Origin of the sequence: Collinsella tanakaei (assembly GCF_021531055.1) — a bacterium.
Lineage (GTDB): Bacteria > Actinomycetota > Coriobacteriia > Coriobacteriales > Coriobacteriaceae > Collinsella > Collinsella tanakaei_B.
On record NZ_JADYTL010000002.1, the window covers coordinates 255,282 to 281,584 of the forward strand.

General features: G+C 65.4%; 31 protein-coding genes. 4 read left to right on the forward strand and 27 right to left on the reverse strand.

Annotated elements, in window-relative coordinates; all coding sequences use genetic code 11:
- Nucleotide 1 precedes the first annotated feature (1 nt).
- From rpsK to yqeB, 19 genes are all read right to left on the reverse strand, one after another.
- Nucleotides 2–412, reverse strand: coding sequence for a 30S ribosomal protein S11 (rpsK, locus tag I6E04_RS03280; protein ID WP_235421745.1), 411 nt, complete (start codon nucleotides 410–412; stop codon nucleotides 2–4).
- A gap of 16 nt (nucleotides 413–428) precedes the next feature.
- Nucleotides 429–803, reverse strand: a complete 375-nt coding sequence (gene rpsM, locus I6E04_RS03285) for a 30S ribosomal protein S13 (protein WP_204559653.1) — start codon at nucleotides 801–803, stop codon at nucleotides 429–431.
- A gap of 15 nt (nucleotides 804–818) precedes the next feature.
- Nucleotides 819–932: a 50S ribosomal protein L36 gene (gene rpmJ, locus I6E04_RS03290; protein WP_006363204.1), complete on the reverse strand. Its 114-nt coding sequence runs from the start codon at nucleotides 930–932 to the stop codon at nucleotides 819–821.
- Nucleotides 933–1,085: 153 nt separating this feature from the next.
- The gene (gene infA / locus I6E04_RS03295) at nucleotides 1,086–1,304 is read right to left on the reverse strand and encodes a translation initiation factor IF-1 (RefSeq protein ID WP_009141477.1); all 219 of its coding nucleotides are present in this window, start codon (nucleotides 1,302–1,304) and stop codon (nucleotides 1,086–1,088) included.
- A gap of 566 nt (nucleotides 1,305–1,870) precedes the next feature.
- Nucleotides 1,871–2,659, reverse strand: a complete 789-nt coding sequence (map, locus tag I6E04_RS03300; protein ID WP_235421746.1) for a type I methionyl aminopeptidase — start codon at nucleotides 2,657–2,659, stop codon at nucleotides 1,871–1,873.
- A complete protein-coding gene (locus tag I6E04_RS03305; RefSeq protein ID WP_235421747.1) occupies nucleotides 2,656–3,282 on the reverse strand; it encodes an adenylate kinase in 627 nt (208 codons plus the stop codon). The genes map and I6E04_RS03305 overlap by 4 nt, the downstream gene beginning before the upstream one ends.
- 23 nt (nucleotides 3,283–3,305) lie before the next feature.
- Nucleotides 3,306–4,595, reverse strand: a complete 1,290-nt coding sequence (gene secY, locus I6E04_RS03310; RefSeq protein ID WP_235421748.1) for a preprotein translocase subunit SecY — start codon at nucleotides 4,593–4,595, stop codon at nucleotides 3,306–3,308.
- Nucleotides 4,589–5,038 carry a 50S ribosomal protein L15 gene (rplO, locus tag I6E04_RS03315; RefSeq protein WP_235421749.1) on the reverse strand — a complete coding sequence of 150 codons (450 nt, stop codon included), beginning with the start codon at nucleotides 5,036–5,038 and terminating at the stop codon, nucleotides 4,589–4,591. Before rplO ends, secY begins: the two co-directional genes overlap by 7 nt.
- A gap of 2 nt (nucleotides 5,039–5,040) precedes the next feature.
- Nucleotides 5,041–5,223: a 50S ribosomal protein L30 gene (rpmD, locus tag I6E04_RS03320; protein ID WP_072415187.1), complete on the reverse strand. Its 183-nt coding sequence runs from the start codon at nucleotides 5,221–5,223 to the stop codon at nucleotides 5,041–5,043.
- Between the two features lie 2 nt (nucleotides 5,224–5,225).
- The gene (rpsE, locus tag I6E04_RS03325; RefSeq protein WP_235421750.1) at nucleotides 5,226–5,750 is read right to left on the reverse strand and encodes a 30S ribosomal protein S5; all 525 of its coding nucleotides are present in this window, start codon (nucleotides 5,748–5,750) and stop codon (nucleotides 5,226–5,228) included.
- 14 nt (nucleotides 5,751–5,764) lie between these two features.
- Nucleotides 5,765–6,127: a 50S ribosomal protein L18 gene (rplR, locus tag I6E04_RS03330; protein ID WP_235421751.1), complete on the reverse strand. Its 363-nt coding sequence runs from the start codon at nucleotides 6,125–6,127 to the stop codon at nucleotides 5,765–5,767.
- Nucleotides 6,128–6,196: 69 nt separating this feature from the next.
- Complete coding sequence (rplF, locus tag I6E04_RS03335) at nucleotides 6,197–6,733, reverse strand: 50S ribosomal protein L6 (protein WP_235421752.1); 537 nt, start codon at nucleotides 6,731–6,733, stop codon at nucleotides 6,197–6,199.
- Nucleotides 6,734–6,766: 33 nt separating this feature from the next.
- Nucleotides 6,767–7,165, reverse strand: a complete 399-nt coding sequence (rpsH, locus tag I6E04_RS03340) for a 30S ribosomal protein S8 (protein WP_235421753.1) — start codon at nucleotides 7,163–7,165, stop codon at nucleotides 6,767–6,769.
- 127 nt (nucleotides 7,166–7,292) lie between these two features.
- On the reverse strand, nucleotides 7,293–7,478 hold the full coding sequence (locus tag I6E04_RS03345; protein WP_087205372.1) for a type Z 30S ribosomal protein S14: 186 nt from the start codon (nucleotides 7,476–7,478) through the stop codon (nucleotides 7,293–7,295).
- A gap of 84 nt (nucleotides 7,479–7,562) precedes the next feature.
- Nucleotides 7,563–8,120: a 50S ribosomal protein L5 gene (gene rplE / locus I6E04_RS03350; RefSeq protein WP_235421754.1), complete on the reverse strand. Its 558-nt coding sequence runs from the start codon at nucleotides 8,118–8,120 to the stop codon at nucleotides 7,563–7,565.
- Between the two features lie 409 nt (nucleotides 8,121–8,529).
- Nucleotides 8,530–9,645, reverse strand: coding sequence for a zinc-ribbon domain-containing protein (locus tag I6E04_RS03355; protein WP_235421755.1), 1,116 nt, complete (start codon nucleotides 9,643–9,645; stop codon nucleotides 8,530–8,532).
- 157 nt (nucleotides 9,646–9,802) lie between these two features.
- Nucleotides 9,803–10,411, reverse strand: coding sequence for a hypothetical protein (locus I6E04_RS03360; protein WP_235421756.1), 609 nt, complete (start codon nucleotides 10,409–10,411; stop codon nucleotides 9,803–9,805).
- A 133-nt stretch (nucleotides 10,412–10,544) separates the two neighbouring features.
- Nucleotides 10,545–11,570 carry an XdhC family protein gene (locus I6E04_RS03365; RefSeq protein WP_235421757.1) on the reverse strand — a complete coding sequence of 342 codons (1,026 nt, stop codon included), beginning with the start codon at nucleotides 11,568–11,570 and terminating at the stop codon, nucleotides 10,545–10,547.
- Nucleotides 11,571–11,674: 104 nt separating this feature from the next.
- Complete coding sequence (yqeB, locus tag I6E04_RS03370) at nucleotides 11,675–12,454, reverse strand: selenium-dependent molybdenum cofactor biosynthesis protein YqeB (RefSeq protein WP_235421758.1); 780 nt, start codon at nucleotides 12,452–12,454, stop codon at nucleotides 11,675–11,677.
- A gap of 97 nt (nucleotides 12,455–12,551) precedes the next feature.
- Between yqeB and yqeC the strand changes: the two genes are divergently transcribed.
- Nucleotides 12,552–13,286, forward strand: coding sequence for a selenium cofactor biosynthesis protein YqeC (gene yqeC, locus I6E04_RS03375; RefSeq protein WP_235421759.1), 735 nt, complete (start codon nucleotides 12,552–12,554; stop codon nucleotides 13,284–13,286).
- 99 nt (nucleotides 13,287–13,385) lie between these two features.
- On the opposite strand, the gene hydA is transcribed toward yqeC, so the two are convergent.
- From hydA to dpaL, 6 genes are all read right to left on the reverse strand, one after another.
- Nucleotides 13,386–14,756: a dihydropyrimidinase gene (hydA, locus tag I6E04_RS03380; protein WP_235421760.1), complete on the reverse strand. Its 1,371-nt coding sequence runs from the start codon at nucleotides 14,754–14,756 to the stop codon at nucleotides 13,386–13,388.
- Between the two features lie 46 nt (nucleotides 14,757–14,802).
- Nucleotides 14,803–15,441 (reverse strand): nucleotidyltransferase family protein, encoded by a 639-nt coding sequence (locus I6E04_RS03385; protein ID WP_235421761.1) that lies wholly within the window; start codon nucleotides 15,439–15,441, stop codon nucleotides 14,803–14,805.
- A 147-nt stretch (nucleotides 15,442–15,588) separates the two neighbouring features.
- Nucleotides 15,589–16,533, reverse strand: a complete 945-nt coding sequence (gene arcC, locus I6E04_RS03390) for a carbamate kinase (RefSeq protein WP_235421762.1) — start codon at nucleotides 16,531–16,533, stop codon at nucleotides 15,589–15,591.
- 396 nt (nucleotides 16,534–16,929) lie between these two features.
- Nucleotides 16,930–18,132, reverse strand: a complete 1,203-nt coding sequence (gene ygeW / locus I6E04_RS03395) for a knotted carbamoyltransferase YgeW (RefSeq protein ID WP_235421763.1) — start codon at nucleotides 18,130–18,132, stop codon at nucleotides 16,930–16,932.
- A gap of 237 nt (nucleotides 18,133–18,369) precedes the next feature.
- Complete coding sequence (locus I6E04_RS03400; RefSeq protein WP_235421764.1) at nucleotides 18,370–19,776, reverse strand: YgeY family selenium metabolism-linked hydrolase; 1,407 nt, start codon at nucleotides 19,774–19,776, stop codon at nucleotides 18,370–18,372.
- A gap of 247 nt (nucleotides 19,777–20,023) precedes the next feature.
- A complete protein-coding gene (dpaL, locus tag I6E04_RS03405; protein ID WP_235421765.1) occupies nucleotides 20,024–21,238 on the reverse strand; it encodes a diaminopropionate ammonia-lyase in 1,215 nt (404 codons plus the stop codon).
- Between the two features lie 281 nt (nucleotides 21,239–21,519).
- Between dpaL and I6E04_RS03410 the strand changes: the two genes are divergently transcribed.
- The 3 genes from I6E04_RS03410 (at nucleotide 21,520) to I6E04_RS03420 (ending at nucleotide 24,043) form a co-directional block, all read left to right on the forward strand.
- Nucleotides 21,520–22,161 (forward strand): helix-turn-helix transcriptional regulator, encoded by a 642-nt coding sequence (locus tag I6E04_RS03410; protein ID WP_235421766.1) that lies wholly within the window; start codon nucleotides 21,520–21,522, stop codon nucleotides 22,159–22,161.
- A gap of 373 nt (nucleotides 22,162–22,534) precedes the next feature.
- Nucleotides 22,535–23,353, forward strand: a complete 819-nt coding sequence (locus I6E04_RS03415; protein ID WP_235421767.1) for an ADP-ribosylglycohydrolase family protein — start codon at nucleotides 22,535–22,537, stop codon at nucleotides 23,351–23,353.
- 252 nt (nucleotides 23,354–23,605) lie between these two features.
- The gene (locus I6E04_RS03420) at nucleotides 23,606–24,043 is read left to right on the forward strand and encodes a hypothetical protein (protein ID WP_235421768.1); all 438 of its coding nucleotides are present in this window, start codon (nucleotides 23,606–23,608) and stop codon (nucleotides 24,041–24,043) included.
- Nucleotides 24,044–24,127: 84 nt separating this feature from the next.
- Here the strand turns inward: I6E04_RS03420 and I6E04_RS03425 are convergent, their stop codons facing one another.
- The gene (locus I6E04_RS03425) at nucleotides 24,128–24,961 is read right to left on the reverse strand and encodes an HAD family hydrolase (RefSeq protein ID WP_235421769.1); all 834 of its coding nucleotides are present in this window, start codon (nucleotides 24,959–24,961) and stop codon (nucleotides 24,128–24,130) included.
- Between the two features lie 132 nt (nucleotides 24,962–25,093).
- Complete coding sequence (locus I6E04_RS03430) at nucleotides 25,094–26,272, reverse strand: DUF2207 domain-containing protein (RefSeq protein ID WP_235421770.1); 1,179 nt, start codon at nucleotides 26,270–26,272, stop codon at nucleotides 25,094–25,096.
- Between the last annotated feature and the right edge of the window lie 31 nt (nucleotides 26,273–26,303).

A 26,303-nucleotide genomic window follows, 5' to 3' on the forward strand; every position in this document is an offset into this window, starting at 1 on the left:
GTTACACGCGGCGACGCTTCTTGGGGCGGCAGCCGTTGTGCGGGATGGGGGTCTTGTCCTGGATGCTCGAGACCTCGAGGCCGGCGGCCTGAAGCGAGCGGATCGCGGTCTCGCGACCCGAGCCGGGGCCCTTCACGAAGACGGCGACCTTGTGCATGCCGTGCTCCATGGCGATCTTGGCGCAGGCCTCGGCGGCCATCTGGGCGGCAAACGGGGTGGACTTACGGGAACCCTTGAAACCGACGGTACCGGCGGACTTCCAGGCGATGACGTTGCCCTGGGAGTCCGTGATGGACACGATCGTGTTGTTGAAGGTCGAACGGATGTGGGCCTGACCCACGGAGATGTTCTTGCGATCGGAACGCTTGATGCGCGCGTCACGCGCGTTGCGCTTGTTCTTAGCAGTAGCCATAGGTAGTCAGTCTCCCTTATTTCTTCTTCTTGGCACCGATCTGGCGCTTCGGACCCTTGCGGGTACGAGCGTTGGTGTGGGTGCGCTGGCCACGGACAGGGAGGCCCTTGCGGTGACGGAGGCCGCGGTTGCAGCCGATGTCCATCAGACGCTTGACGTTCTGGTTGCGCTCACGGCGGAGGTCACCCTCGACCATGATGTGGTTCTGGTCGATGTACTTACGGATCTTGTCGACTTCCTCGTCGGTGAGGTCACGGACGCGGGTATCGACGTTGATGCCACAGTCGTTGCAGATCTTGGTGGCGGTGGTGCGGCCGATGCCGTAGATGTAGGTCAGACCGATCTCAACGCGCTTCTCGCGCGGAAGGTCGACACCATTGATACGGGCCAACGTTGGTCTCCTCTCTTAGCCCTGACGCTGCTTGTGGCGAGGATTCTCGCAGATGACGAGAACCTTGCCGTGGCGCCGGATGATCTTGCACTTATCGCACATCTTCTTGACCGAAGGACGTACCTTCATCGTTCTTCCTTTCGGTAGTGCTCAAACTACAAATGGAATGTATCTACTCGCCCAGCCGCAGGCGTGAATAACTGATGGCTGGATGGACATGCAAACGCGATCGTACGGTTGAGCAGGCCTTACGATCGCAGAGATGCACGTGTGGTGCGGTCGCTACTTGTAGCGATAGGTGATGCGTCCGCGCGTCAGATCGTAGGGGGAAAGCTCCACGACGACCTTGTCGCCCGGCAGAATGCGGATGTAGTTCATACGGATCTTGCCCGAGATGGAGCAGAGAACCGAATGACCGTTCTCGAGCTCAACACGGAACATCGCGTTGGGCAGGGGCTCGGTTACCGTGCCCTCGAGTTCGATAGCATCTTCCTTCTTCAAAGCAATCATCTTTCTCTAGAAAACGACAGCAACTGAGAATGATAACAAAAAGCATGCTGAGGATGGCAGATTCGTAATCGCTCCACAATTGATCGAGGGGTGTGGGCGCGGGGCCCTGATATACCCGTCGTGCTCAGACAGTCCTCGGCCTTCGGCCTGCGGAACTGCGCGCGGCGGGTATATCAGGGCCCCGCGCCATAGCTCAACCATTGTAGGGCGTTCTAAATGAGGGTCTCCCCAGCTTGCGAAATCATTCTCAGTCGTCGGAAGTCGTTTTGGCACGTGGGCGGAAAGCGGGGTCGCAACCCGGACCCCTCCCCTATGCGACCTCAGTTGCCGCTTGGAATGGAGGAGCGCATGCCGCGCATGCGCCGGCGGCGGGAAGTGGCGCTGGTAAGCGCCCGACCCGCCGCCGCGATCCGCCCCTCTTTGATGTGCGAACTATCCCCGTTACAGGAAGGGCCCCGGGATATCCTTACGGCGCAGTTCCGCAGCGCGAAGCGCGAGGACTGTTTGAGCACGGAAGGATATCCCGGGGCCCTCAGGAGTCGTTTGGGATCGGACCGCTAGAGCTGGCCGCCCTGCATGGAGCACCAGGGGCCGCGCTCGTCGACGGTCAGGATAACCGGACCGTCGTCGGTGATGGCGATGGTGTTCTCGTAGTGCGCGGCGGCCAGGTGGTCGTTGGTCGCGACGACCCAACCGTCGGCACCGGTGGTCACATGGTTGGTGCCGAGCGTGATCATCGGCTCGATGGCGATGACCATACCGGCCTGCAGACGGACGCCGCGTCCCTTCTTACCGTAGTTGGGGACGTTGGGGTCCTCGTGCATGTTGCGGCCGACGCCGTGACCGACGTAATCGCGCAGCACGCCGTAGCCGTGGGCCTCGGCGAGCGTCTGGACGGCATGTCCGATGTCGCCGATGTGGTTGCCCGGCACGGCCTGCTCGATGCCGGCCTTGAGACAGTCGCGCGTGACCTCGCACAGGGCCTGCACCTCGGGCGAGGGCGTGCCGCAGTAGAAGGTCCACGCGTTGTCGCCCACCCAGCCGTCGACGATCGCACCGGTATCGACCGAGATGATGTCGCCGTCGCGCAGGATGACATCCGGGTTGGGGATGCCGTGGACGACCTGATCGTTCACGCTCGCGCAGATCGTGCCCGGAAAACCGCCGTAGCCCTTGAACGCGGGCACGCCGCCGTGCATGCGGATGATCTGCTCGGCGAGCTGATCGAGCTCGAAGGTCGATACGCCGGGGCGCACCATGGCCCCAACGCGGCGGAGCGCCATCTTAGACAGCGCTCCAGCCTTCTTCATCTGCTCGATCTCTTGTGCAGACTTGATCTTGATCATAGACCGAGGACTTCCTTCGCAGCGGCGTAGACCGCGTCGATCTTGCCCTGGCCATCGACGATCTTGAGCTTGCCCTGGCCGCGGTAGTACTCCACGAGCGGGGCGGTGTTCTTCTCGTAGACGTCCAGACGGTTGGCGATCGTCTCGGGCTTGTCGTCGTCGCGCTGGTACATCTCGCCTGCGCACTTGGGGCAGACCTCATCGGCGGCGGTGCCGGTGTAGCCGCAGTCGCGGCAGGCACGACGGCTGGAGAGACGGTCGATGATGACGTTCGAGGCGACGTCGACCAGCAGCGCGCAGTCGAGCTCGCGATGCAGCCCGGACAGCTCGGAGTCGAGCGTCACGGCCTGGACCGTGTTGCGCGGGAACCCGTCGAGGATGAAGCCCTTCTGGGCGTCGTCGGCGGCCAGGCGCTCCTTGACCAGGTCGATCACGAGCTGGTCGGGGACGAGCTCGCCGGCATCCATGTACTTCTTGGCCTGGATGCCGAGGGCGGTACCGCCCTTGACGGCGGCGCGAAGAAGGTCGCCGGTGGAGATGTGCGCGACGCCGTACTCGGCGACGAGCTGCTGGGCCAGGGTGCCCTTACCGGCACCGGGCGCTCCCAAAAGCACGAGATTCATCGGTACTCCTTACCTTCGTGAACCTACTTGAAGAACCCGTCGTAATCGTACATCTTGAGCTGGCTCTCCAGCTTGGCGATGGTGTCGAGCACCACGCCGACCATGATGAGCACCGAGGTGCCGCCGAAGGCCTGGATGAGCTGGTTGCCGGTGAACGAGAACACGATGGACGGCACGATGGCGATGAGCGCCAGGAAGATGGCCGACGGCAGCGTGATCTTGTTCAGGGCGTTCTTGATGTAGGCCGCGGTGGCGCGACCGGGGCGAACGCCGGGGATGAAGCCGCCCTGCTTCTTGAGGTTCTCGGCCGTGTCCTCGGGATTGAACACCATGGAGGTGTAGAAGTACGCGAAGAACACGATGAGGGCCACGTTGAGGATCCAGTTGATCCAGCCGGACGACAGCGCACCCGCGACCGCCTGGATCCAGCCGATGCCGGGGAAGAACACGGCGAGCTGGGCGGGCAGGTACAGGATGGCGCTCGCGAAGATGATGGGGATGACGCCGGCGGTGTTGACCTTGATCGGCAGATAGGTGGACTGGCCACCCATGATGCGACGGCCCACGACGCGCTTGGCGTACTGCACCGGGATGCGGCGCTGGCCGCGCTCCAGGTACACGATCAGCGGGATGACGAGCAGGATGACCACCACGATGACCGCGGTGAGGATCAGGCTCGCCGAGGTGCCGTCGGACACGGACGAGAAGATCGCCTGGGGCAGGCCCGCCATGATGTTGGCGAAGATGATCAGGCTCATGCCGTTGCCGATACCGCGCTGGGTGATGAGCTCGCCGATCCACATGATCAGCATGGCGCCGGCGACAAGGGTGCCGACCACCATGATGTCGAGGATGACCTCGGGAGCGCCGGCACCCGTGAACGAGATGCCGAAGCTCTTGAAGAGGAACAGGTAGCCCACCGCGTTGAGCAGCGCGAGCGCAAGCGTCAGATAACGGGAGTACTGGGTGATCTTGGTCTGACCGACCTCGCCCTCGCGAGCCAGCTCATGCAGGGACGGAACCACGCTCTGGAGCATCTGCATGATGATGGAGCTCGTGATGTAGGGCATGATACCCAGCGAGAACACCGAGACGTAGGAGAGCGCGCCACCTGAGAACAGGTTCAGCAGCGCCATTGCGCCCGAGGCGACCGTGTTGCCGGTCGCCTCGAAAAGGCCCAGCATCGCCTGGAAGGGGATGCCGGGCACAGGGACGTGGGCACCGACGCGGTACACCACGAGCATAGCAATGGTGAAGATGATCTTGTCGCGCAGCTCCTTGATACGGAATGCGTTTTTAAGACCAGTTAGCACGGGAGCTCGACCTTTCCGCCGGCGGCCTCGATCTTGGCCTGGGCGGAAGCCGAGACCTTGTCGACCTTGACCGTGAGCTTCTTCGTGATTTCACCGTTGCCGAGCACCTTGACGGGCTCGAATTCGTTCTTGATGATGCCGGCGGCCTTGAGCGCGGCACCGTCGACGACAGCGCCGTCCTCGAACTTCTCCTCAAGACGGGAGACGTTCACGGGCGCGAACTCGATGCGACGGGGGTTCTTGAAGCCGGGGAGCTTGGGCAGACGCATCGCGAGCGGGGTCTGGCCGCCCTCGAAGCCGGCACCCTTGGTGCCGCCGGAACGCGAACCCTGGCCGTTCTGACCACGGCCGGCGTAGGTGCCCTGGCCGGAAGAGTTGCCGCGACCGATGCGCTTGCGCTTGTGAGTAGAGCCCGCGTTGGGCTTAAGGTCATGAAGCTGCATTGCTACTCCTCTACAATCTCGACAAGGTGCTTGACCTTGAAGATCATGCCGCGAACGCTCTCGTTGTCGGCGATCTCGCGCACCTCACGGATGCGGTGCAGGCCGAGCGCGCGCACGGTCCTCTTCTGGTCCTCCTTGCAGCCGTTGATGCTGCGGACCTGCTGAATCTTGATGGTCTTAGCCATGCCTACTTCTCCTTCCCGACAAACATCTGGGAAACGGTGATGCCACGGCGCTCGGCGACATCCTCGGGGCTGGAGAGCTCCTTGAGGCCCTCGGCAGCGGCCTTGATGATGTTCAGGCCGTTGTCGGTACCCAGGGACTTGGACAGGACGTTCTTGATGCCCGCGAGCTCGAAGAGGGGGCGCACGGCGCCGCCGGCGATGACGCCGGTACCCTCGACAGCGGGCTTGATGATGATGCGGCCGGCACCGAAGTGACCGATGACCTCGTGCGGGATGGTGCCCTCCTCGGTCACGGGAACATGGAACATGTTCTTCTTGGCGTCGATCGTGGCCTTGGAGATGGCCAGGGGCACCTCGGCGGACTTGCCCATGCCCAGACCGACGTTGCCCTTGCCGTCACCGACGACCACGAGGGCCACGAGCGACATGCGACGGCCGCCCTTGACGGTCTTGGACACACGGTTGATGAAGACGACGCGCTCCTCGAACTCGGAGGCCTCGCGCTGCTGCTTGATGTTGCGAGCCATTTGCTACATACCTCCTAGAACTTCAGGCCGGCGGCGCGGGCGCCATCGGCGAGGGCCTTGACACGGCCGTGATAGATGCGGCCGCCGCGGTCGAAGGTGACGGCCTCGATGCCGGCGTCGAGGGCGCGCTTGCCCACGAGCTCGCCGACCTTCTCGGCAGCCTCCTTGTTCGAGGTGGTCATGCCCTCGAACTCCTTCTCGAGCGTCGAGGCGGACACGAGGGTGTGGCCCTTGGTGTCGTCGACGATCTGAGCGTAGATGTTGGCGTTGGTGCGGGTGACGCGCAGGCGCGGACGCTCGGGGGTACCGAAGATCTTGCCGCGGACACGACGCTGACGGCGCTTGAGGCCTTCCCTCTTCGCCTTGTTCTTATCCATGCGAAACTCCTTAGAAGTACTGTGCCGGCACCTGACGGGGTGCCGGTCTTACCGGCGTGGGAACGCCTACTACTTAGCGGCCTTACCGAGCTTGCGGCGGATGTGCTCGCCGACATAGTGGATACCCTTGCCCTTGTAAGGCTCAGGCGGACGCTTGGAGCGGATCTCGGCCGCAACCTGGCCGACCTGCTGCTTGTCGATGCCCTTGACATGGATGTGGGTGTTGTCGGGCACCTCGAAGGTGATGCCTTCGGGAGCGGGGTAGGTCACGGGGTGCGAATAGCCGAGCGAGAGCTCGAGGGTCGTGCCCTTGAGCTGGACACGGTAGCCGACGCCGGCGAGCTCAAGGGACTTGGTGAAGCCCTCGGAGACGCCCTCGACCATGTTGGCGATGAGGGCACGGGTCAGGCCATGGCGAGCGCGGGTCTCGCGCTCATCGTCGGGACGGGAGACGGTCAGGACGCCATCCTCGACGTTGATGGCGAGCTTGTTGTAGAAATCCATCTCGAGGGTGCCCTTGGAACCCTTGACGGCGATGTGGTTGCCGTCGACTGCCACTTCGACTCCGGCGGGAATCTGGACAGGCTTATTACCGATACGAGACACGGGTGTATCCTTTCCTTCTACGCGCCGAAACGACTACCAGACGAATGCGATGATCTCGCCGCCGACACCCGTCGCGCGGGCATCGCGGTCGGTCATGACGCCGCGGCTGGTGGAGATGATGGCGGTACCGAGGCCACCGCGGACGCGGGGCAGGTCGGCGACGCCGGCGTACTTGCGCAGACCGGGCTTGGAAATGCGCTTGATGCCCTGGATGACCTTGGTCTTCTTGGGGCCGTACTTGAGGGTGATGTGGAGGGTCTTCTGGGGGACGGTATCCTCGACCGTGTAGCCCTCGATGTAGCCCTCCTCGTAGATGACGCGTGCGATCTCCACGAGCTTCTTGCTGCTCGGCATGGAGACCTCGGCCTTGTTCGCAGAATTCGCGTTGCGAATGCGCGTCAGCATATCTGCGATCGGGTCTGTGACGTTCATGCAGATTCTCCTTCGTTCTTGATGAACCTGTGCCACCGGTTCTCATCCACCCGTAGCGGACGAGCCTTGAGAATGGCACGATCTTCCGTGCAGCGCGCCTGTTTGGGCGCGGTGCGCTGGCAGTGACTTACCAGCTGGCCTTCTTGATGCCGGGAAGTTCGCCCTTGAGCGCGAGCTCGCGGAAGCAGACACGGCACAGACCGAACTTACGGTAGACCGAGTGCGGACGGCCGCAACGCTGGCAACGCGTGTACTCACGCGTCGAGAACTTCTGCTTGCGCTGCTGCTTGACGATCATCGATGTCTTAGCCACTTATTTCCTCCTCACTGATGTGTATCAAAGCGCCGGACGGGCAGCACGCCGGTTGCGCGCCGCCCGGAGCCGGGGCAGATGAACCTATTTCTTGAACGGGAACCCGAAGGCGTCCAGAAGGGCCTTGGCCTCTTCGTCGGTCTTCGCGGTCGTCACGATGGTGATGTCCATACCGCGGGTGCGATCGATCGAGTCGAAGTCGATCTCGGGGAAGATCAGCTGCTCGGTGACACCCATGGAGAAGTTGCCGCGGCCGTCGAAGCTCTTGGGCGAGATGCCGCGGAAGTCGCGGATACGGGGGATGGCCACGGAGGTCAGACGGTCGAAGAACTCCCACATGCGGTCGCCGCGCAGGGTGACCTTGGCGCCGATCGGCATGCCGGCACGCAGGTGGAACGATGCGATGGACTTGCGGGCGCGGGTGACCATCGGCTGCTGGCCGGTGATGGCGCGCAGGTCGCGGACGGCACCCTCGATCGCCTTGGAATCGGTGGCGGCCTCGCCGACGCCCATGTTCACGACGATCTTCTCGAACTTCGGGATCATCATGACGTTCTTGTACTGGAACTTGTCATGCAGCTGCTGCTTGACCTCGTTGTCGTACTTGGCCTTGAGGCGCGGGACGTACTTCTCTTCTGCCATGTTCACTCCTTCGGGGTTTTAAGCACGGGGCAAGTGGCTCGGCGGTCGGCGGCCGGTATGCACGGCCTGGTGCCTCGCTGTCCTCGTGCCTCCTGTCGCGTTCACGCCGGGTATGGCGGACCGGCATGACGATTGACCGACAGGAGCCGGGCAATACGAGTCGGTATGATACGCGTATGCGGCGCCGATTGCCAGAAAAACCTTGCATGCTGTGGAAATCCACATTTTCCCGCGGAAACGGGCAGGTGCATGTGGTGCCGCGGGGATGTAAAAGCACCCCAGGGGTTTTCTTACACCGGCGCGGGATATTCCCGCGCCGGTGTAAGAAAACCCCTGGGGTGCTTTTACATCCCCGCGGCACGCCGCAACCGGGTGCATTTACATCTGCCCGCAGGAAGGCCGGACGCCGTCAGTTCATCCGATAGAGCGTGAACGCGATCTCGCCGTCATCGTAGCGGGCCTCCACCACGGCGGTGCCGCTGTAGATGGGCGTGGAGCTCGCCCCCACCGCATCGAGCATGTCGGAGAGCGGCAGCCCGTAGGTGTCCATGGAGATGTCCTCCGGCAGCAGCGAGCTCGACGGCTGGTAGACGTCGAAGGTCACCTGGTAGAGGTTATCGCCCAAATCCGTGGCCGAGGTCACGGCCGAGACACCCTGGCTCGGCCAGGCGACGCCCGTCTCGTAGACGTAGTAGAACCAGCCGTCGTGCACGGTGCCGCGATCGGCGTTCGGCGCGTGCGTCTCGCCGGGGTTCTTGTCGTAGACCAGATCGCTTTCGGTGAAGGCGAGCCCGAAGTAACGGTCCATCAGATCGATGAAGTAATCGGCGGGGATGCGCATGGCGTAGCCCTCGTCGCCCATCGCGTCGCCGCTCGACACGCCCTCCAGGTGCGGGTTGTTGTTGTAGGCCATGTGGTACTGCATGAAACGGATGAGCTCGAAGCGCATGTCGTCGGTGAGCGGCTCGTCGCGATCGAAGTGGTCACGCGTCGTCAGGCCGGCCGCCAGCTCGGAGAAGTTCGAGATGAAGACGTTGATCGCCTCGTAATCGTCTCGATCGGACAGGTCGAGCTGGATGGAGCTGGGCACGAACTCGCGGGTGGGCTGGGATTCGACCCGCTGGGTGCGCCCGACGGCGCCCGTGCCATCCGCATCGGCGCCATCGTCCGCATCAGCCTCGCCGGCGGCGGACTCCCCCGTCGCGTCGCCCTCGTTCATGACCACGCTGATCGAGGTGCCGGAGGTCACCGGCTCCTCCTCGTGCTCCCACGGCGCCGTGATGACGCCCGTGGCGAACAGGACGGCCGGGACGCCGATGAAGATCGCGATGAGGACCACGGCGATGACGGCGACCGTCGGCGCCTTGGAGGCGCGCTGGGGCGCGGGAGTCTGTTGCTGGGACGTGGGCTGAACTGCGGTGTCGCCCGCAGGGGCCTGGGAGGCCGCCGTGTCGAGCGGAGCCCCGCACTCCGTGCAGAAACGCGAACCCTCCGCCATGATGGTTCCACAGCGCTGACAGATCATCGCAATCCCCCGTCATCCGATCGAATATCCCTCGGCATCCCATTGTAACCCCCATGCAAAATAACCCCAGGGGTTTTATTACACGAAGGGCATCTCCCGATGCCCTTCGTGTAATAAAACCCCTGGGGTTATTTTGCATGGTGTGTCGAAGTGGGAACTAGTCGTTGCGCTTCTGCACGATGGCGCCGACGACGGTGAGCACGATGACGCCCACGAGGATCGGCGTGGCATAGGCGGCGGAGAAGTCGCCGCCGATATAGGAGGACAGGGCGTCGAAGGTCGCGGCGGCATCGCCCGGGACGGCGAGCTCGGCGAGCTTGCCGAACGACAGGACGGCCGCGAGCAGGTTGGACGAGACGAACGTCGCGCCGGCGTACGCCGTGCCCAGGCGCACGAACAGGTCGCACCAGCGCAGGGCGGCAAGGCCGATCAGCAGCGCGGCGACCGCCATGATGATGCCGAGGTAATCGCCGGCTTCGGCGGGAAGCAGCATCGTCACGATGAAGCCGAGGGCCGCACCCGACAGCGCGCCGATCGAAAACACGCCGGCCTTGTACATGTACTTGGACAGCAACGCGGCCACGAAACCGACCACGACCGCTACCACGATCGAGGTCGCGGAGCCCTCGGAGGCGGACAGGCCGATGTTGAGCACGCCGAGGAACACGAGCGCGCCGAGCATGATGTAGAACAGCTTCTTGCCGACAAAGCAGGCGATGGCGCCCGCGGCGATGTTGACGAGCAGGTACAGGATCACGAATGCCATGACGATCCTTTCGCACGATCGATATGACCCGGCCATGACAGCGAAACCGCCCTGCGCTGGCAAAGGAATATCCGACGATACGCCGACTCCCCTGCTATCGACCCCCTTCGCACGCGGCTCGTGAACCGATCGTTCAGTGCGGGCGCGGCAACAGGGCGGTGCGGCGATGCTCGATCATCTGGGCCGCGATGCTCACGGCGATCTCGGCGGGCGTCTCCGCATGGATGGGAAGGCCGATGGGCATGTGCAGCCGCTCGGCGTCCTGCGCGGAGAAGCCGTCCGCGATCAGGCGGTCGCGCACGAAGCCCGTCTTGCGCTTGCTGCCCAAGCAGCCCACATACGACGGATGCGCCGCAAGCGCCTGGGAGATGACCTCGTAGTCGCTACCATGCCCCGAGGTGGCGCTCACCACGAGGTCGCGCCCGCCGATGGAGCACGTCGCGGCGAGGTCGTCGTAATCCACGAGCCTGCGCTCGAGCGCACCCGGCAGCAGCTCCTCGGTCAGCATCTCGGGACGGTCGTCGCAGGCGATCACGGCAAAGCCGGCGGCGGAAAGCGCCGCCGTCAGCGCGCGCCCCACATGTCCGCAGCCGAAGATATAGGTGAAGCCCTCCGGACAGATGGGCTCGAGGTAGCGTCCCTCGGCCACACCGGCGACGATCGCATGCCGGTCGGCCGGATGCTCCACGGCCACAGGCAGCGTGCCCGCCACCGTGCGAGCCGAGTCCCGCCCGTGCGCCGCGCCGTCGGGCGCCTCGCCGAACGGAGCCAGATCGAGGGCGAACACGCCCTCCCCATGCGCGGCGAGCACGTCGCGCACGCAGGCGAACACGTTGCGCTGCGAGGCGTCGACATACAGGTAGCATAAGGTGATCAGCCCGCCGCAGATCATGCCGGTATCGCTCTTCTTACCGCCCATGGTGTAGCTCACGGTACGGGACGCCCCCGCAGCGAGCAGCTCGGACGCCTCGGTGAGGGCGATATCCTCCACCTTGCCGCCGCCGACGGTGCCCGCCGGGGCGCGATCGGCGAACACGGCCATCCACGCGCCCGCGGAACGCGGCGAGGACCCTTGCGTCCCCATCACCATGACGAGCTCGGCGGTCTCGCCCGCATCCAACGCGGCGAGCAGTCGGTCGACGATCTCGATTTTCTCCATGAAGGGCCTTCTCTCTCGTGTATCGGATCCCGCGCACATGCCGGGATGACGAGGCGCGTGGATGCGCCCGGACCGCGACGCTCCGGGACGGAACGTGTCGCGCGCTAGGCGAAGTGGCAGATCGCCTCGAGCACGCCGCCTCCCACCGCGCTCGCCTTGTCGGACACCGTCGTGCAGAACGACGCGTCGCCGCGCGGGTCGATGTCCCCCGCCTTCATGCCCGCATGCGCCATCACGCCGGGCGCGAGCAGACCGCGCAGCACGCCGTCGATGGTCGCGAGCACGGGCTCGCCCGCCACACGGCCCACGACCTCGCCCGCGCGCACGGCGTCGCCGATCCGACGGACGCACTCGAACGGCCCGTCCGCCGGCGTGCGCAGCACGCGGTCGGCACCCACGCCGGCGATGATGCCCGGCACGCCCGTGTTGGCGATGGGCGAGCCCGTGTAGAGCACGCGCCCCAGGTAATGGCCGCGCTTGGTCTCCACCGCCGCATGGCAGTCCTCGCCCGCGGTGAAGCCGGGGCCCACGCCGATCACGATCGGCGCCATATCCATCGTCGTACCCAGGTTGCGCTTTGCCAAGATGGCGTCGACCACGGCGTCGGGAGCGAGCTCGGTGACGCGCTCCGCCTCGGGATCCACCATGACGGCGATCTCCCCGCGCGCCGCGATCGCGCGCGCCTCGGCGACCGTGGACGCCAGCTTGCCGAAGACGTCCTCGACCTGCGCGTGGCCGCAGCGGATGGCCTCGCTCATCGCCACCGTGCGCCGGATGCACGTGGGCTCGGCGATATCGGCCATCACCACCTGCATGCCCGCGCGATGCAGCCTCAGCGCGATACCCGTCGCCAGATCGCCCGCCCCGCGGATATATGCCAACATGCCCGTTTCGTCCTTTCGTGTCGGGGAGCCGGTCGGCTCCACCCCATCATGGTACCGTGTCAGGTAAGCGCATACGACGCTCATGGAGGCGAGGCATATGAACTCTCACCGCACCCACGCCCTCACCGATCTTTTGCAGCAGGTACGCGGCATCACGGCCGTGATCGGCGGCGGCGGAAAGTCGACCCTGCTCGCCTGCGGCGGCCGCGGACTGGCCGCACGCGGGGCGCGCACGATCCTGGCCACATCGACCCACATGCTCCCGGTTCCGGACGTCCCCCTCGTCGAGCGGGGCGCACGGCCGTCCGCCGGATGCGGCGCAGGCGCGCCCACCGGCAGCGAGGCGACCCTCTATCAGGTAGGCGAGCTGGAATCGGCGACCGGTAAGCTGACCGCGCCCACCGCGGCCTGGAACGAGCTCGCCGAGGCAGCCGACCACGTCCTCGTGGAGGCCGACGGCTCGCGCGGCCTGCCCTTCAAAGCCCATAACGAGTACGAACCCGTGATCCCCGAAGGCTGCGCCCGCGTCATCTACGTGGTCGGCGCCTCGGGGTTCGGACGGCCGGTATACGACGTCGTCCATCGTCCGCAGGTGTTCCGGCGCCTGACGGCGTGCGCCCCCTACGAGCCGGCGACGCCCGAGCTCGTCGCCCGCGGCATCGCCGCCGAGGGGCTGGTGGGCATGCCCGACGACATGATCGTCGTGAACCAAGTTGAGGACGAGGCGGCGCTGGCGGCGGCATGCGCCCTTACCGCCGCGCTCGCCGACGTCGTCACCTGCCCCGTCTACGCCGGAAGCCTCCGCGCCGGCCAGCTCATCCGCCTCGCCTGACAGCCCAAGTAGATCAGTTGGGGACGTGTTCCATCCAACCCATCTCATCCGGATGGGTTGAGATGAACACGTCCCCGTTCGACCCGTCCGTGTGCTTGTCTAGCGGCGCACGTAGGTGCCCGGATGCTCACCCGTCGGCGCACCGTCGCGGGCGGCGAGCACGCCGTTCACGTACACCAGATGCGCGCGGCCGTGGGCTTCCATGCCCTCGTAGGGGGTGTAGTCCACCGCCTGCTGCTGGGTCTCAGCCGAGATCGTCCACCGCGCGGCGGGATCCCACACGCACACGTCGGCGTCGGCGCCCACGGCGAGCCGGCCCTTGCGTGGCCACATGCCGAACACCCGCGCCGGCCCCTCGCTCATGAGATGCATGAGCTCCATGGGTCCGAGCTGCCCCTCGAAGGTCGTCGCCATCACCGCGGGACGGTGCTCGATGCCCGGACCGCCGTTGGGGATCCGGGTAAAGTCGCCGATACCGCGGTCCTTCTGGCCGTGCAGGTTGAACGAGCAGTGGTCGGTGGCGATAGAATCGACCTCACCTGCGAGCACGGCGCCGCGCAGGGCGGCGATGTCGGCGGGCTTGCGCAGCGGCGGGCTCATCACGTACTTGGCGCCCGCGAAGCCGTCATCCCCCGCCTCGAGATAACGCGTGTCGTCGAGCGTGAGGTACTGCGGACAGGTCTCGACGAAGATGCCCCGCTGTCCGCGGGCACGCGCCGCACGGACGGCGTCCAGGCCGAGCGAGGTCGACAGGTGCACGACGTTCACCTTGGCGCCGGTGATGCGGGCCAGATAGAGCAGGCGCGAGACGGCGTCGGCCTCGGCCTCGGCGGGACGCGACAGCGGATGGCCCTCGGGGCCGGTGATCCCGGCGGCGAGCACCTCGCGCTGGAGCTCGTTCACCACGTCGCCGTTCTCGCAGTGCACGCACAGCACCGCGTCCAGATCGCGCACGACCTCGAGGCAGCGCAGCGTCTCGGCGTCGGTGAGTTTGAGGTGGTCGTAGGCCAGGTAGGTTTTGAACGAGCTCACGCCCGCCTCGCGCATGCGGCGCATCTGGGCGGGGCTGTCCTCGCCCCACTCGGCGATCGCCATATGGAAGCCGTAGTTCGCGGTGCACCCCTCCCCGCTCGCTGCGCGCTTGTGCCACTCGGCGAGCGCATCGTCCATGGTCACGCCGCGATCGGCGGTGGCGTAGTCGACGATCGTGGTGGTACCTCCGCAGGCGGCCGCGCGGGTGCCCGTCTCGAAGCTGTCCGCGGTCCAATCCATGCCCGTCCAGCACTGCAGATGGGTGTGGGCGTCGATGAACCCCGGGAAGACCCAGCAGCCGGCGGCGTCCTCCACCGTATCGCCCGCCGCAGGCTCGATATGCGCCTCGATGGCCGCGATCTTGCCGCCGTCGAGCGCGATGTCGCCGCGCCGCAGGCCCTCGGGCGTCACGAGCGCGCCGTTTTTGATGATGATCATGCTCGAATCCCCTTTCTGAACGATTCGAAAACCCCGGTGGTGCGACTCACCGAGGCAGAGTACGGCCGTTTTGGTCGTCATCACACCCCATATGACATGCGATCCGCTCCAGATCGGCCGGCGCGTCCGCGTCGAGCAGCTCCTCAGGTGCTCGCGCCTCGACGCAGGCGACCGCCGTGCCCGTCGCGCGCAGCACCGCACGGCCCCCGTCATCGCCGGGCACCGTCCAGAACGCCTCGAAGCACGAGGCCGGGAACAGCACCGGGCTCGCCGGCTCCCCCGCCCAGGCCAGACGGTACGCACGAACCGGATCGGCAGCGAAGGCGTCGGCCAGCGCGAAAAAACTCGCCGCGGACACGAGCGGCTGGTCGCCCGGCAAAAACAGGCAACCGTCCCAACGCGCCATACCGGCGGCAAGACCGGCGCATGCCGACGCACGCCGGGTCGCCCGCCCCCTTTCCGGACAGACGACCTGCGCATCGGGGCGCGCACGCCGAACCGCGGCGACGACCTCGGGCCAGCGGGTCGAAACCACGACCTCGAAGCGCTCGGCGGGCACGGAGGCGATTGTGCGCACGATGAGCGGCTCGCCCGCAAGCGACGCGAGCAGCTTGTTGCCCGCACCGCTCGCCGCGGCGAAGCGCGTGCCCTCGCCGCAGGCCATGACCACGCACCCGAGCCTCATCCGCTCACCTCCCGCTATCGACCCGGCAAAGCGCTGCGCCTTGCCGGACGCGTCCCGTCGCCGGACGTCTCGTCGTATCCAATCCCAACAGTAGCAAAACGGGGTGCCCCGCGCCCGGGACACCCCCATTGGAAAGGAGAGACGGATCTATGCGCGGGCGATCGTTGTGCCCGTCTTGCCCGCCAAGCCGTCGGCGGCCTTCTCGAGCAGGGTGATGAGCGACGTGCGCCCCTCCTTGCTCTCCACGAAGGCGGCAGCGGCCTGCACCTTGGGCAGCATCGAGCCGGTGCCGAACTCGCCGGCCTCACCCAGCTCCGCGGCGCGCTCGGGCGTGAGGGTATCGAGCCACTCCTCGTGGTCGGTGCCAAAGCCCACGGCGACCTTCTCGACGGCGGTGAGGATCACGAGCGAGTCGGCATCGAGCTGCTCGGCGAGTTTCTCGGCGGCGAAGTCCTTGTCGATGACGGCGGCCGCGCCCTTGAGGTGGTGTCCCTCGGTCTGGATCACGGGGATGCCACCACCACCGCAGCACACGACCACGTGATCCGCCGCGACGAGCGACGAGATCGTGTCGAGCTCCACGATGGAGACGGGCTTGGGGCTCGCCACCACGCGACGATAGCCCTTCTTCTCGTCATGCATGAACTCGTAGCCGCGGTCGCGCGCAAGGTCGTCGGCCTCCGCCTCGCTCATGAACGGGCCGATGGGCTTGGTGGGATTGGCGAACGCCGGGTCGTTCGGATCGACCTGGATCTGGGTGAGCACCGTGGCCACGCCCTTGTCCATGCCACGGTCGAGCATCTCCTCACGCAGGGCGTTCTGCAGGTCGTAGCCGATGTAGCCCTGGCTCATGGCGCCGCACACCGACAGCGGGCAGGGAATGTACTTCTCGGGGTCGGAACGCGTGAGCTCGGCCATGGCGTTGGCGATCATGCCGACCTGCGGGCCGTTGCCGTGCACGATGATGACCTCGTTGCCCTCCTCGATGAGGTCGACGATGGCGCGGGCCGTGATCTTGACGGCGGCCATCTGCTCGGGAAGGTTGGAGCCGAGGGCGTTACCACCCAGGGCGACGACGATGCGACGGGACATGCGAAACCACCTTTCGTGGAAATCTGGCGTATGGGAAAGCGATCGAGAAATGCGGCAGCGCCCGGGGCCATCCGACGCCGTCCGGGCGCTGCCGTCATGAGAGAGGACTATTTGGGCTCCGCTGCTCGACAAAACCGCGGAGAAGAACCGACGCCGCACTGAAAGCACTCAGTCAACGAACAAGGTAGCCTTGCAGGTAGAATACTCGGCCGACCAACGCAAGATAGCCTTGTAGGTAGAGTACTCAGTCAGCGAGCGGCTGACTGGCGAGGCGAATCGCCTTGAAAGAGGAGGGCATAGGGCTTTTGCCCATGCCCGACGATTGAAAGGCGAGGTGCCCGCCAGGCAGCCGCGCAGCGTCGAGCGGTTCCGCGGTTCGGTAGAACCGCGGAACGATTACTGCTGATTCCAGCGCGGGGTCGCGGCGGCCTCGAGGGCGCGCAGGGTCTCGACCGGGTTCTTGCACTTCTGCAGGAAGATCATCGCGGCGATGGCGTACGGCTTGTAGCTGGCCTCCTTGTACATGCCCACGCGGTGCATGTCGAAGACGTCGGCCATGACCTCGCCGTGCTCGCAGGAGACGCCGGAGATGTCGGCGGGCAGCGGGTGCATGAAGATGGTGTCGTCGCCGTGAGCGGTCTTGGCCATGAGCTCGCGCGTGGAGCACCAATCCATGTGGGTGGCGTTCTGGGCGAGCAGCTCCTTCTCGAGCGCGGCGATGCCCGCGTCGTCACCGGCGGCGTACAGCTTCGTGCGCTGCTCCATGGCGGCATAGGGAGCCCAGCTCTTGGGGATCACGATGTCGGCGCCCTCGAAGGCCTCGGCCATGGTGCCGACCTGCTTGAAGGTGGAGCCGGACTCGGCGGCGTAACCCTTGGCCTTCTCGACCAGGTCGGGCATGAGGTCGTAGCCCTCGGGATGGGCCAGCGTCACGTCCATGCCGAAGCGCGGAAGCAGGGTGATCAGCGACTGCGGGCAGGACAGCGGCTTGCCGTAGGAGGGCGAGTAGGCCCAGGTCACGGCGACCTTCTTGCCGCGCAGGTTCTCCAGACCGCCGAACTCCTCGATGAGGTAGAGCATGTCGGCGGAGGACTGGGTCGGGTGATCGGAGTCGGACTGCAGGGAGATCAGCGTCGGACGATGGTCGAGCACGCCGTCCTTGTAGGCCTCGTCGACGGACTCGGCGACCTCGGCCATGTAGGCGTCGCCGGCACCGATGTACATGTCGTCGCGGATGCCGATGACGTCGGCCATGAACGAGATCATCGTGGCGGTCTCGCGGACGGTCTCGCCGTGGGCGATCTGGGACTTCTTCTCATCGAGGTCCTGCAGCTCGAGACCGAGCAGGTTGGTGGCCTTGGAGAAGGAGAAGCGGGTGCGGGTGGAGTTGTCGCGGAACAGCGACACGGCGAGGCCGGAGTCGAACACGCGGGACGAGATGTTGCGCTCACGCAGGTCGCGCAGGGCGGCGGCGACGGCGTAGAGGGCCTTCAGCTCGTCGGTGGACTTGTCCCAGGTGTGCAGGAAGTCGGCGTCGTACATGCCGGCGAAGTCGAGACCGGACAGCTCCTCGAGCAGCTCGTTGAAGGACTTGGCCATGGTGAGATCCTCTCTCTTGAGCCCTGCCTCACAGGGCACTTGCAAACGGGTTCATCCCCTGTCCCATGTCCCAAAAGGGGCCAGGAGAAAAATGGGACACGGCGTGGCGCCCATCCCGGATGTCCCAATTTTCTCCTGGCCCCTTTTGGGACATGGGAGGACTGGGACGGTGACCGGCGGGCCCGCGCGGCAAAGCATGGGGAAAACGCGCGGGCACCGGTCGGGCAAAAGGAGCGGCTACTTGATGTCGTTATCCGTGGCGCCGGCGCGGAACACGGTCACGTCGCCGGTCTTCTTGGACGGATCGTAGAGGTTGAGCGCGGCGGTGTAGAGCGCGGCGCAGGTCACGAGGTCCTGCTTGTAGGTGACCTCGTTGGGGGCGTGCGCCTGGCTCTCGGCGCCGGGGCCGAAGCCCACGCAGGGGATGCCGTAGCGGCCCTGGATGGAGACGCAGTTGGTGGAGAAGGTCCACTTGTCGGTCAGCGGACGGCCGGCGCGCTTGTCCATGGACTGCTCCACACCGATGCGCTCGGTGCCGTACAGCTCGTGGTGGGCGTCGACGAGCGCCTGGACATGCGCGGCGTTCTCGGCGTTGATCCAGGTCGGGAAGTAGGCCTCGGTCTCGTAGACGGTGCCCTTCCAGCTGGGACGGTCGTACATGTACATGGAGACCTCGACGTCCTCACCGTACTTCTTGACGGACGGAAGGTCGCGGATCTCCTGCAGGCAGGAGTCCCAGGTCTCGCCGGCGGTCATGCGGCGGTCGATGGAGATCGCGCAGGAGTCGGCCACGGCGCAGCGGGAGGGCGAGGTGTAGAAGATCTGGGAGACGGTGCAGGTGCCGCGGCCCAGGAAGCGGGCGTCCATGTAGTGCTCGGGGTTGTACTTGGGGTCGAGCATCTTGACAAGGCCCTTGATGTCGGTGGACTCGTCGCAACCGTTGTTGTTGAGGGCGCGGACGTCGGCGATGATGTCGGCCATCTTGTAGATGGCGTTGTCGCCGCGGTCGGGCGCGGAGCCGTGGCAGGAGATGCCGTGGACGTCGACGCGGATCTCCATGCGGCCGCGGTGACCACGGTAGATGCCGCCGTCGGTGGGCTCGGTGGAGATCACGAACTCGATCTTCTCACGCGCGTCCTCGGGGCCGTCGAAGTACTTGTTGACGATGTACTGCCAGCACATGCCGTCGCAGTCCTCTTCCTGGACGGAGCCGACGACCATGATCTTGTAGCCCTCGGGGATGAGGCCCATGTCCTTCATCATCTTGGCGGCGTAGGTGGCCGACGCCATGCCGCCCTCCTGGTCGGAGCCACCGCGGCCGTAGATGACCTCGTCGTCCTCGTAGCCCTCGTAGGGGTCGTGGGTCCAGTTGTCTCGGTTGCCGATGCCGACGGTGTCGATGTGGGAGTCGATGGCGATGATCTTGTCGCCCTCGCCCATCCAACCGATCACGTTGCCGAGGCCGTCGACCTCGACCTTGTCGTAGCCGAGCTTCTCCATCTCGGCCTTGATGCAGGCGACGACCTCGCCCTCCTCGCAGGACTCGGACGGGTGGCTGATCATGGCGCGCAGGAAGGCGGTCATGTCGGGGCCGTAGTTGGCGGCTGCCTGCTTGATGGCGTCGAAGTCGAGTTCCTTGGTCATGGGGCTCAAATCCTCTCTTTGGATGATGATGGACGTATCGGGCGGGCGGGAGGCCCCATATGCCTCCGTGCTCAAACAGTCCTCGCGCTTCGCGCTGCGGAACTGCGCGCGGAGGCATATGGGGCCTCCCTCGCACAGCCGGTTCCTCCTCAGCGTCCGACGCGGCGGACAGTCGGACTGCAACTCAATCGATCTGCCACCCTCTCTCGTTGCGGAAGGGAAGATGGCGCGTCGCTTCGCGACGCCTTTAGCAGGAGGGGTAGGCGCCGTCCCAGACGACCTTGCGGTAGTTGACCGGGTCGGTGTCGCCCTCGGTGGAGAACAGCAGCACCGAGCTCTCGGCGGTCAGGCCGATGGTCTCGCGCAGGTCGGCGTACTCGTCGGACTCCATGAGGGTCGTGATGAGGCCCGTGCCCACGGCACCGGACTCGCCGGAGATCACGCGGGGGTCGCCCGTCAGCGGGGCGCCGAGCACGCGCATGCCCTTGGCGGCCACCCAGTTGGGGCAGGCCACGAAGACCGATACGTGGTTGCGCAGGATGTCCCAGCCGAGCGTGTTGGGCTCACCGCAGGCCAGACCGGCCATGATCGTGGGCATGTCGCCGTCCACGATGCGGGGCTCACCGTCGCCGGCCACCGCGCCCTTGTACAGGCACGCGGCCTCGTCGGCCTCCATGACCACGAAGGTCGGCGGGTTGTCGGGGAAGCGGTTCACGAAGTAGCCCACCACGGCGCCCGCGAGGCTGCCCACGCCGGCCTGCACGAACACGTGCGTCGGGCGCTCCACGCCGGCCTCGGCGTACTGCTCGGCGGCCTCGGAAGCCATGGTGCCGTAGCCCTCCATGATCCAGCTCGGGATCTCCTCGTAGCCGTCCCAGGCGGTGTCCTGGACGATGACGCCGTTCTCGCAGGCGTCGGCCTCGGCGGCGGCCATGCGGACGCACTCGTCGTAGTTGACGTCCTCGATGGTGACCTGGGCGCCCTCGGCGGCGATGTTGTCGAAGCGGCTCTTCACGGAACCCTTGGGCATGTGCACGACGGCCTTCTGGCCGAGCTTGTTGGCAGCCCACGCCACGCCGCGGCCGTGGTTGCCGTCGGTGGCGGTGAAGAAGGTGGCCTGGCCGAAGTCACGGGCGAGCTCGTCGCTCGTGAGGTAGTCGTAGGTCATCTCGGACACGGGCTTGCCGGTCTTCTCGGCGATATAGCTCGCCATGGCAAACGACCCGCCCAGCACCTTGAAGGCGTTCAGGCCGAAGCGATAGCTCTCGTCCTTGACCGCCAGGTTGGCGAGTCCCAGGTCGGCGGCGAGCGCATCGAGCTTCGCCAGCGGCGTCACGCTGTACTGCGGGAAGCTCTGGTGGAAGGCGCGCGCCTCGCCCACGTGCTCGAGCGACATGATGCCCAGGTGAGCGTCATCGCTCTTGGGCATGGTGTTCGCTACCCATTTGATTGTCTCGGCCATGCTTTACATTCTCCTTTGCCGATCCTTTGTAAGGCCCCGCAGATACGCGCATCGCCGGTTCGGACCGCTCCGTCCGGTGGCTCAACTTTTATCAGGCGGCCAAACAAAAAGTTTTGCTGAGAAAGTTTTATCACATGTGAGAGAAAATTGTCCAGACTCTTTGTAAGGTTATGCGACCGGTAGAAAAGCGCCGCTAAACGGTATTTTTGCGGGTGGATTGTACGATGTGTCCATTTCTGTCAGGATAAACCTAACAAAAAGTTTGGAAGGAGCTTACCGGGATGACTCCTGCGCAGATCGAATTCTACAAGCGCCTCGCCCATGGGCTCGCTTTGCAGTTTGGCCCCAACTGCGAGATCGTGGTGCATGATCTGGAGGCCGACGACCTTGACCATTCCATCGTGGCGATCGAGAACGGCCATATCAGCGGACGGCGCCTGGGCGACGGTCCCAGCCACGTGGTGCTCGAGGCTTTGAACGACGACGCCGACAAGCTGCACGACCGTCCCCCCTACCTCACCAAGACCGAGGACGGCAAGCTGCTCAAGTCGAGCACGATCTTCATCCGCGACGATGCGGGCTGGCCCCGCGGGATCCTGGCGATCAACTTCGACATCACGCTCATGACGGCGTTCTCGAACACGCTCGGGTCGCTCATCGGCACCGACGGCAGCGTCGCCGAGCCCGAGCCCATCACCAAGAACATCGGCGATTTGCTCGACGACCTGTTCCGCGAGTGCGAGCAGATGGTCGGCAAGCCGGCGGCGCTCATGACCAAGGAGGAGCGTGTGCGGGCGATCGGCTACCTGGACGAGCGCGGCGCGTTTTTGATCCGCGAGTCGAGCCAGAAGGCCTGCGAGTTCTTCGGCATCTCCAAGTACAGCTTCTACAGCTACCTCGACGAAGCCAAAGCCTCCGACTAAGTTTGGTGCGGGGGTGGCAAGATGGTGCCGGGTGCAAACTTGTCTCCTGACAAGTTTGCACCCGGCACCATCTTGTCGCGTATCACGGCGATTTTCGATACCCCCGTCTACGGTTCGGTTTTGAGGGCATCTACCGAGTAGGACCGTCTTTCGGCTCGAAGGGCCCGCAGGTACAGAGCTTGCCGATTCTTTTGCTACTCGACAAACCCCTCAAAAACCGAACCGTAAACGAGCCTGCCGGTTTTCCGTCAACGAGCGACAAGTTTGCACCTGGCACCATCTTGTCAACGGCGCGTTTACCGGACGGTGGAGGCCTTTCCCTATCATGGGCGACAAGATTGAACCTGGCACCATCTTGTCGGAAGGAACTTACATGCTGAAGGATGCGATCATGGGATTGGCAGTCGGCGATGCGCTGGGCGTGCCGTACGAGTTCCGCGCGCGCGACACGTACCAAGCCTCCGAGGATATGGTCGGCGGCGGTTTTCACAGACAGCCGGCGGGCACGTTCTCGGACGATACGTCCATGACGCTCGCCACCTGCGACAGCCTGCGCGCAACCGGAGGCGCGGTGGATGTCGACGACATGCGCCGTCGCTTTATCGCTTGGATGGAGCAGGGCGCATACGCCATCGACGGCCGCGTGTTCGACATCGGCGGCACCACGGCAGCCGCCCTGCGCGCGGGCGTCGGTGCTGCCGGCGAGCACGACAACGGCAACGGCTCGCTCATGCGCATCCTGCCGCTCGCCTTCACCGACGCCACCGACGACCAGATCGCGCAGGTCTCCGCCATCACGCATGCGCATAGCACGTCGCGCCGCGCGTGCGTGACCTACGTGCACCTGGCGCGCGACCTTGCCGCGGGCATGTCGGTTGCCGATGCGATCGCGCGCATCGAGGACACCACGGCACCGTTTACCCGCCTGCACGACATCGCTCAGCTCCCCCGTCACGAGATCCACTCGAGCGGCTACGTGGTCGACACGCTCGAGGCAGCCCTGTGGTGCCTTGCCACCACGACGAGCTATGCCGACTGCGTACTCGCCGCCGTGAATCTCGGCGAGGACACCGACACCGTCGCCGCAGTGGCAGGCGGCCTGGCGGGCATCGTCTACGGTGCGGCCGGCATCCCCGGGCGATGGCTCGACGCCCTCCGTGGCCGCGACATCATCGACCGCTGTCTGTTCTGAGCGAATAACGAAGAACGACCTCGGAACCGCCGCATGACGCACAACGAGCGGACCCCAAATCAACCGGTTCCGACCCGTGGCGATGGGTTAGAACGAACACGTCCCCAAACGACCCATCAGGTGTGGGTTGGAACGAACACGTCCCCAAACGACCCATCAGGTGTGGCACAGGGACCATGGTATGGCGAACACGGCTACCGCTATAATGACTCGACACGATACCGTTTCGTCACGAGCCATCGAGGTAGCGATATGAAGAAGTCCACCTTCCTTGCGAATTTCGCCGTCTGGGTCGCCATCGCGGCGGTCTGCTGCGCCTTTCTGGTCTGGTACAACACGGGCGACACGGAGGCCGCGCGCACGGCCGCGCTCGCGACCGTCCCGGGCACCGTGGGCATCGTGCTCGCCGCACCCGTACTGCTCTACGCCATCGGCGCCGTGGGCGGCCTGCTGTTCGTCTACCTCAAGAAGGTCCATGTGACGAGCACCATCAAGTCCGGCTGCTTCATCCCCGCGACGCTCGCGCTCGCGCTGTTCGTCGCCGCGGTCGTGCCGGTCATCTCGCTCGGCGTGGACGAGGGACTCGCCCTGCCCACGGTCATCGTGGTCTACAGCGCCAGCATGGCGCCGCTGCTGATCGTCGCGCTCGGCGTCCTCTACGCCGTCGGCATCGCCCCGCTCAAGGAGTAGCGGGCACGCCAGCCACCGGACGCCACCGATCGCAATCGGCTTTCGGCCGCCTGCAACCCGCAAGCGCAAACCACCCGCACGGCCCTACGCCGTAAACGGCCACTCCCCTGCCGCCAGGGCCTCGATCGCCGCCGCGACGGCGTCGTCCTCGCAGCGGCCGATATGCCAACGCGCCCGCTCGGCGGCATCCTGCGAGGCGTTTTCCACCGCAACGGCATGCCCCGCGACCTCGAACATCGTCACATCGTTGCCCGCGTCGCCGAACACCACGACCTCGTCGGCGGTCACCCCGAGGTGCTTGCAGAGCACGCGCAAGGCGCTGCCCTTGTTCCAACCCGTCGGCATGATGTTGGAGAACCCCGCCATGGGCACGTCGAAATCCAGGCCGTCGATCGCGTCGTTCAGCTGCTCGACGAACGCCTCGGTGCCGGCGCGGTCCTCGTCGACGAAGACGTTCGCCTTGAGCACCGGCGTATCGGGTAGCGTGTCGAGAGGCACGCAGGCGCGGGCATACGGCTCGGAAACGCGCGCCAAGATCTCGCGCTCGCCCGCCACGAGCCGCGGCGTCACGCCCTCGAACACGAGCAGGCCCGCACCCGGCGCCTCGCGGACGAACTCGAGCGTGTCGCGCAGGGCGTCCGCCGGCAGCAGCTCCTCGCGGATCTTCTCGCCGGCGCAGTAGACCTCAAGGCCGTTCGTGGCGATCGCCGTGGCACAGCACGCCTCGTCGCCGCGGAAGAACGGCGCGATCTGCACGCGCCCGCGCCCGCTCGCGGGCCCCACGACCATCCCCGCATCGAGCGCCGCGTGGAACGCCGCCACCGTGCGCTCGGACACCGAGGAAGCACCTTTGGGCATGACGGTACCGTCGATGTCGGTCATGATGAGCTTGATGCGGGACGCGGATGGGGCGGGCATGGTGCGGCTTCCTTTCGGATGGCAACTATGAGGCTATGTGTCGTTGCATCACATTGTAGTCGTGCGCACGGTAGCATATACGGACAATCAGGTGGCCGCCGATTCGCGCCCTGCGCTCAGTCGCTTCCGCGCTCAATCACTCATCTGTTCGCGATACCACTCATCGCGCCTGCCGTAGATCCTCGCGATCACGCCGCAACGCGTGGTCTTGCCGCCCACGATGCCGAAACGACGCCGATACGAGGCGAGCTCTTTCGAGGATAGGCCGATCCCGTCCGCCTCGCTATTGAACAGCGGCTCGGATACAAGGCGCCGAAGCGAAGCCGATCCGGACGCGTCGGCAAGTCGAGCGAGTTCCTGAGCACGCAGGCCCACCACCACGGCATATTCGATCAGCTCGGCCGCCGAAACCCCGGCATCGCCGATGCGCTCACCGGAATCGGCAGCTGCCCGTAGGCGCGTCGCAAGCGTCTCGAGCCGCTCGACCACCAAAACACCCGCCGGCGTGAGGGCACGGGTGCGGATTAAGCGTTGGGACAGGGCGAGCAGCACCGACGAGGCGATGAAGACGACAATGGTCACGGGCGACGGCACGGCGCTCGAGAACCAGATAGCGCCGACCAAGCCCATGAGCACGAACGCCACCGAAAAGCGGTTATGGCGCTCGCTAGCATGACCGTCGTCCGGATCGATTAATCCGGCTTTGGCGCATGACGACTCCGCCAATCCGGCAAACCGGTAGATCTGGTCTCCCACAACCTCGGTGGTCCACACGCTCTCGTCCATCACCTCGCGCAGATAAACACGTCGAGATCCCTCGGGAAAAATGAGATCCGTCGCCGCGCGCCCCAACTCGTCGGCGCAGTCGGGGTCGCCGCGTAGCACGAACTCCATAAGGCCGTCTTCAAGCGATGCGTGCCGGATCTCCATCACGCCAGCGCGCAACAGGCGGAGCACCGTCGCCACGAACACGCGGACCACGCCCTGATCGTTCACGACCCACGCGCACAGATCGGCCTCGAATCCGTTCGGAACAAGCTTGTGCCACGGTGCATCCACCGACACGGCGCGGTGAGACCCTGCCGCGGCGCGGTCGAGCGCCTCCTCGGCATGCGCGCGACGGTACATGCCCCATGCGACGATCCCAACGACGCCGAAATAGATAGCCGCTACGACAAGGGAGAAAACGACCGTCGACACCGTGTCGGCGACCTCATAGGACATGAGCTCACCGCGCACCAGCGCCTCCGCCAACGCCTCGCGCAGATACTCCGGTAGATAGAACAAATCGAGCAACGACGGGGAATCCATGGGCTTCCAATCCTACACGCGCCGCGCGGCA

What these genes read in the sequence shown, in the direction of transcription:
- rpsK (WP_235421745.1), bottom strand. Translation starts at nt 412, where the DNA reads ATGGCTACTGCTAAGAACAAGCGCAACGCGCGTGACGCGCGCATCAAG.
- rpmJ (WP_006363204.1), bottom strand. Translation starts at nt 932, where the DNA reads ATGAAGGTACGTCCTTCGGTCAAGAAGATGTGCGATAAGTGCAAGATC.
- map (WP_235421746.1), bottom strand. Translation starts at nt 2,659, where the DNA reads ATGATCAAGATCAAGTCTGCACAAGAGATCGAGCAGATGAAGAAGGCT.
- I6E04_RS03305 (WP_235421747.1), bottom strand. Translation starts at nt 3,282, where the DNA reads ATGAATCTCGTGCTTTTGGGAGCGCCCGGTGCCGGTAAGGGCACCCTG.
- rplO (WP_235421749.1), bottom strand. Translation starts at nt 5,038, where the DNA reads ATGCAGCTTCATGACCTTAAGCCCAACGCGGGCTCTACTCACAAGCGC.
- rpmD (WP_072415187.1), bottom strand. Translation starts at nt 5,223, where the DNA reads ATGGCTAAGACCATCAAGATTCAGCAGGTCCGCAGCATCAACGGCTGC.
- rpsE (WP_235421750.1), bottom strand. Translation starts at nt 5,750, where the DNA reads ATGGCTCGCAACATCAAGCAGCAGCGCGAGGCCTCCGAGTTCGAGGAG.
- rplR (WP_235421751.1), bottom strand. Translation starts at nt 6,127, where the DNA reads ATGGATAAGAACAAGGCGAAGAGGGAAGGCCTCAAGCGCCGTCAGCGT.
- rpsH (WP_235421753.1), bottom strand. Translation starts at nt 7,165, where the DNA reads ATGAACGTCACAGACCCGATCGCAGATATGCTGACGCGCATTCGCAAC.
- rplE (WP_235421754.1), bottom strand. Translation starts at nt 8,120, where the DNA reads ATGGCAGAAGAGAAGTACGTCCCGCGCCTCAAGGCCAAGTACGACAAC.
- I6E04_RS03355 (WP_235421755.1), bottom strand. Translation starts at nt 9,645, where the DNA reads ATGATCTGTCAGCGCTGTGGAACCATCATGGCGGAGGGTTCGCGTTTC.
- I6E04_RS03360 (WP_235421756.1), bottom strand. Translation starts at nt 10,411, where the DNA reads ATGGCATTCGTGATCCTGTACCTGCTCGTCAACATCGCCGCGGGCGCC.
- I6E04_RS03365 (WP_235421757.1), bottom strand. Translation starts at nt 11,570, where the DNA reads ATGGAGAAAATCGAGATCGTCGACCGACTGCTCGCCGCGTTGGATGCG.
- yqeB (WP_235421758.1), bottom strand. Translation starts at nt 12,454, where the DNA reads ATGTTGGCATATATCCGCGGGGCGGGCGATCTGGCGACGGGTATCGCG.
- yqeC (WP_235421759.1), top strand. Translation starts at nt 12,552, where the DNA reads ATGAACTCTCACCGCACCCACGCCCTCACCGATCTTTTGCAGCAGGTA.
- hydA (WP_235421760.1), bottom strand. Translation starts at nt 14,756, where the DNA reads ATGATCATCATCAAAAACGGCGCGCTCGTGACGCCCGAGGGCCTGCGG.
- I6E04_RS03385 (WP_235421761.1), bottom strand. Translation starts at nt 15,441, where the DNA reads ATGAGGCTCGGGTGCGTGGTCATGGCCTGCGGCGAGGGCACGCGCTTC.
- arcC (WP_235421762.1), bottom strand. Translation starts at nt 16,533, where the DNA reads ATGTCCCGTCGCATCGTCGTCGCCCTGGGTGGTAACGCCCTCGGCTCC.
- ygeW (WP_235421763.1), bottom strand. Translation starts at nt 18,132, where the DNA reads ATGGCCAAGTCCTTCAACGAGCTGCTCGAGGAGCTGTCCGGTCTCGAC.
- I6E04_RS03400 (WP_235421764.1), bottom strand. Translation starts at nt 19,776, where the DNA reads ATGACCAAGGAACTCGACTTCGACGCCATCAAGCAGGCAGCCGCCAAC.
- dpaL (WP_235421765.1), bottom strand. Translation starts at nt 21,238, where the DNA reads ATGGCCGAGACAATCAAATGGGTAGCGAACACCATGCCCAAGAGCGAT.
- I6E04_RS03410 (WP_235421766.1), top strand. Translation starts at nt 21,520, where the DNA reads ATGACTCCTGCGCAGATCGAATTCTACAAGCGCCTCGCCCATGGGCTC.
- I6E04_RS03415 (WP_235421767.1), top strand. Translation starts at nt 22,535, where the DNA reads ATGCTGAAGGATGCGATCATGGGATTGGCAGTCGGCGATGCGCTGGGC.
- I6E04_RS03420 (WP_235421768.1), top strand. Translation starts at nt 23,606, where the DNA reads ATGAAGAAGTCCACCTTCCTTGCGAATTTCGCCGTCTGGGTCGCCATC.
- I6E04_RS03425 (WP_235421769.1), bottom strand. Translation starts at nt 24,961, where the DNA reads ATGCCCGCCCCATCCGCGTCCCGCATCAAGCTCATCATGACCGACATC.
- I6E04_RS03430 (WP_235421770.1), bottom strand. Translation starts at nt 26,272, where the DNA reads ATGGATTCCCCGTCGTTGCTCGATTTGTTCTATCTACCGGAGTATCTG.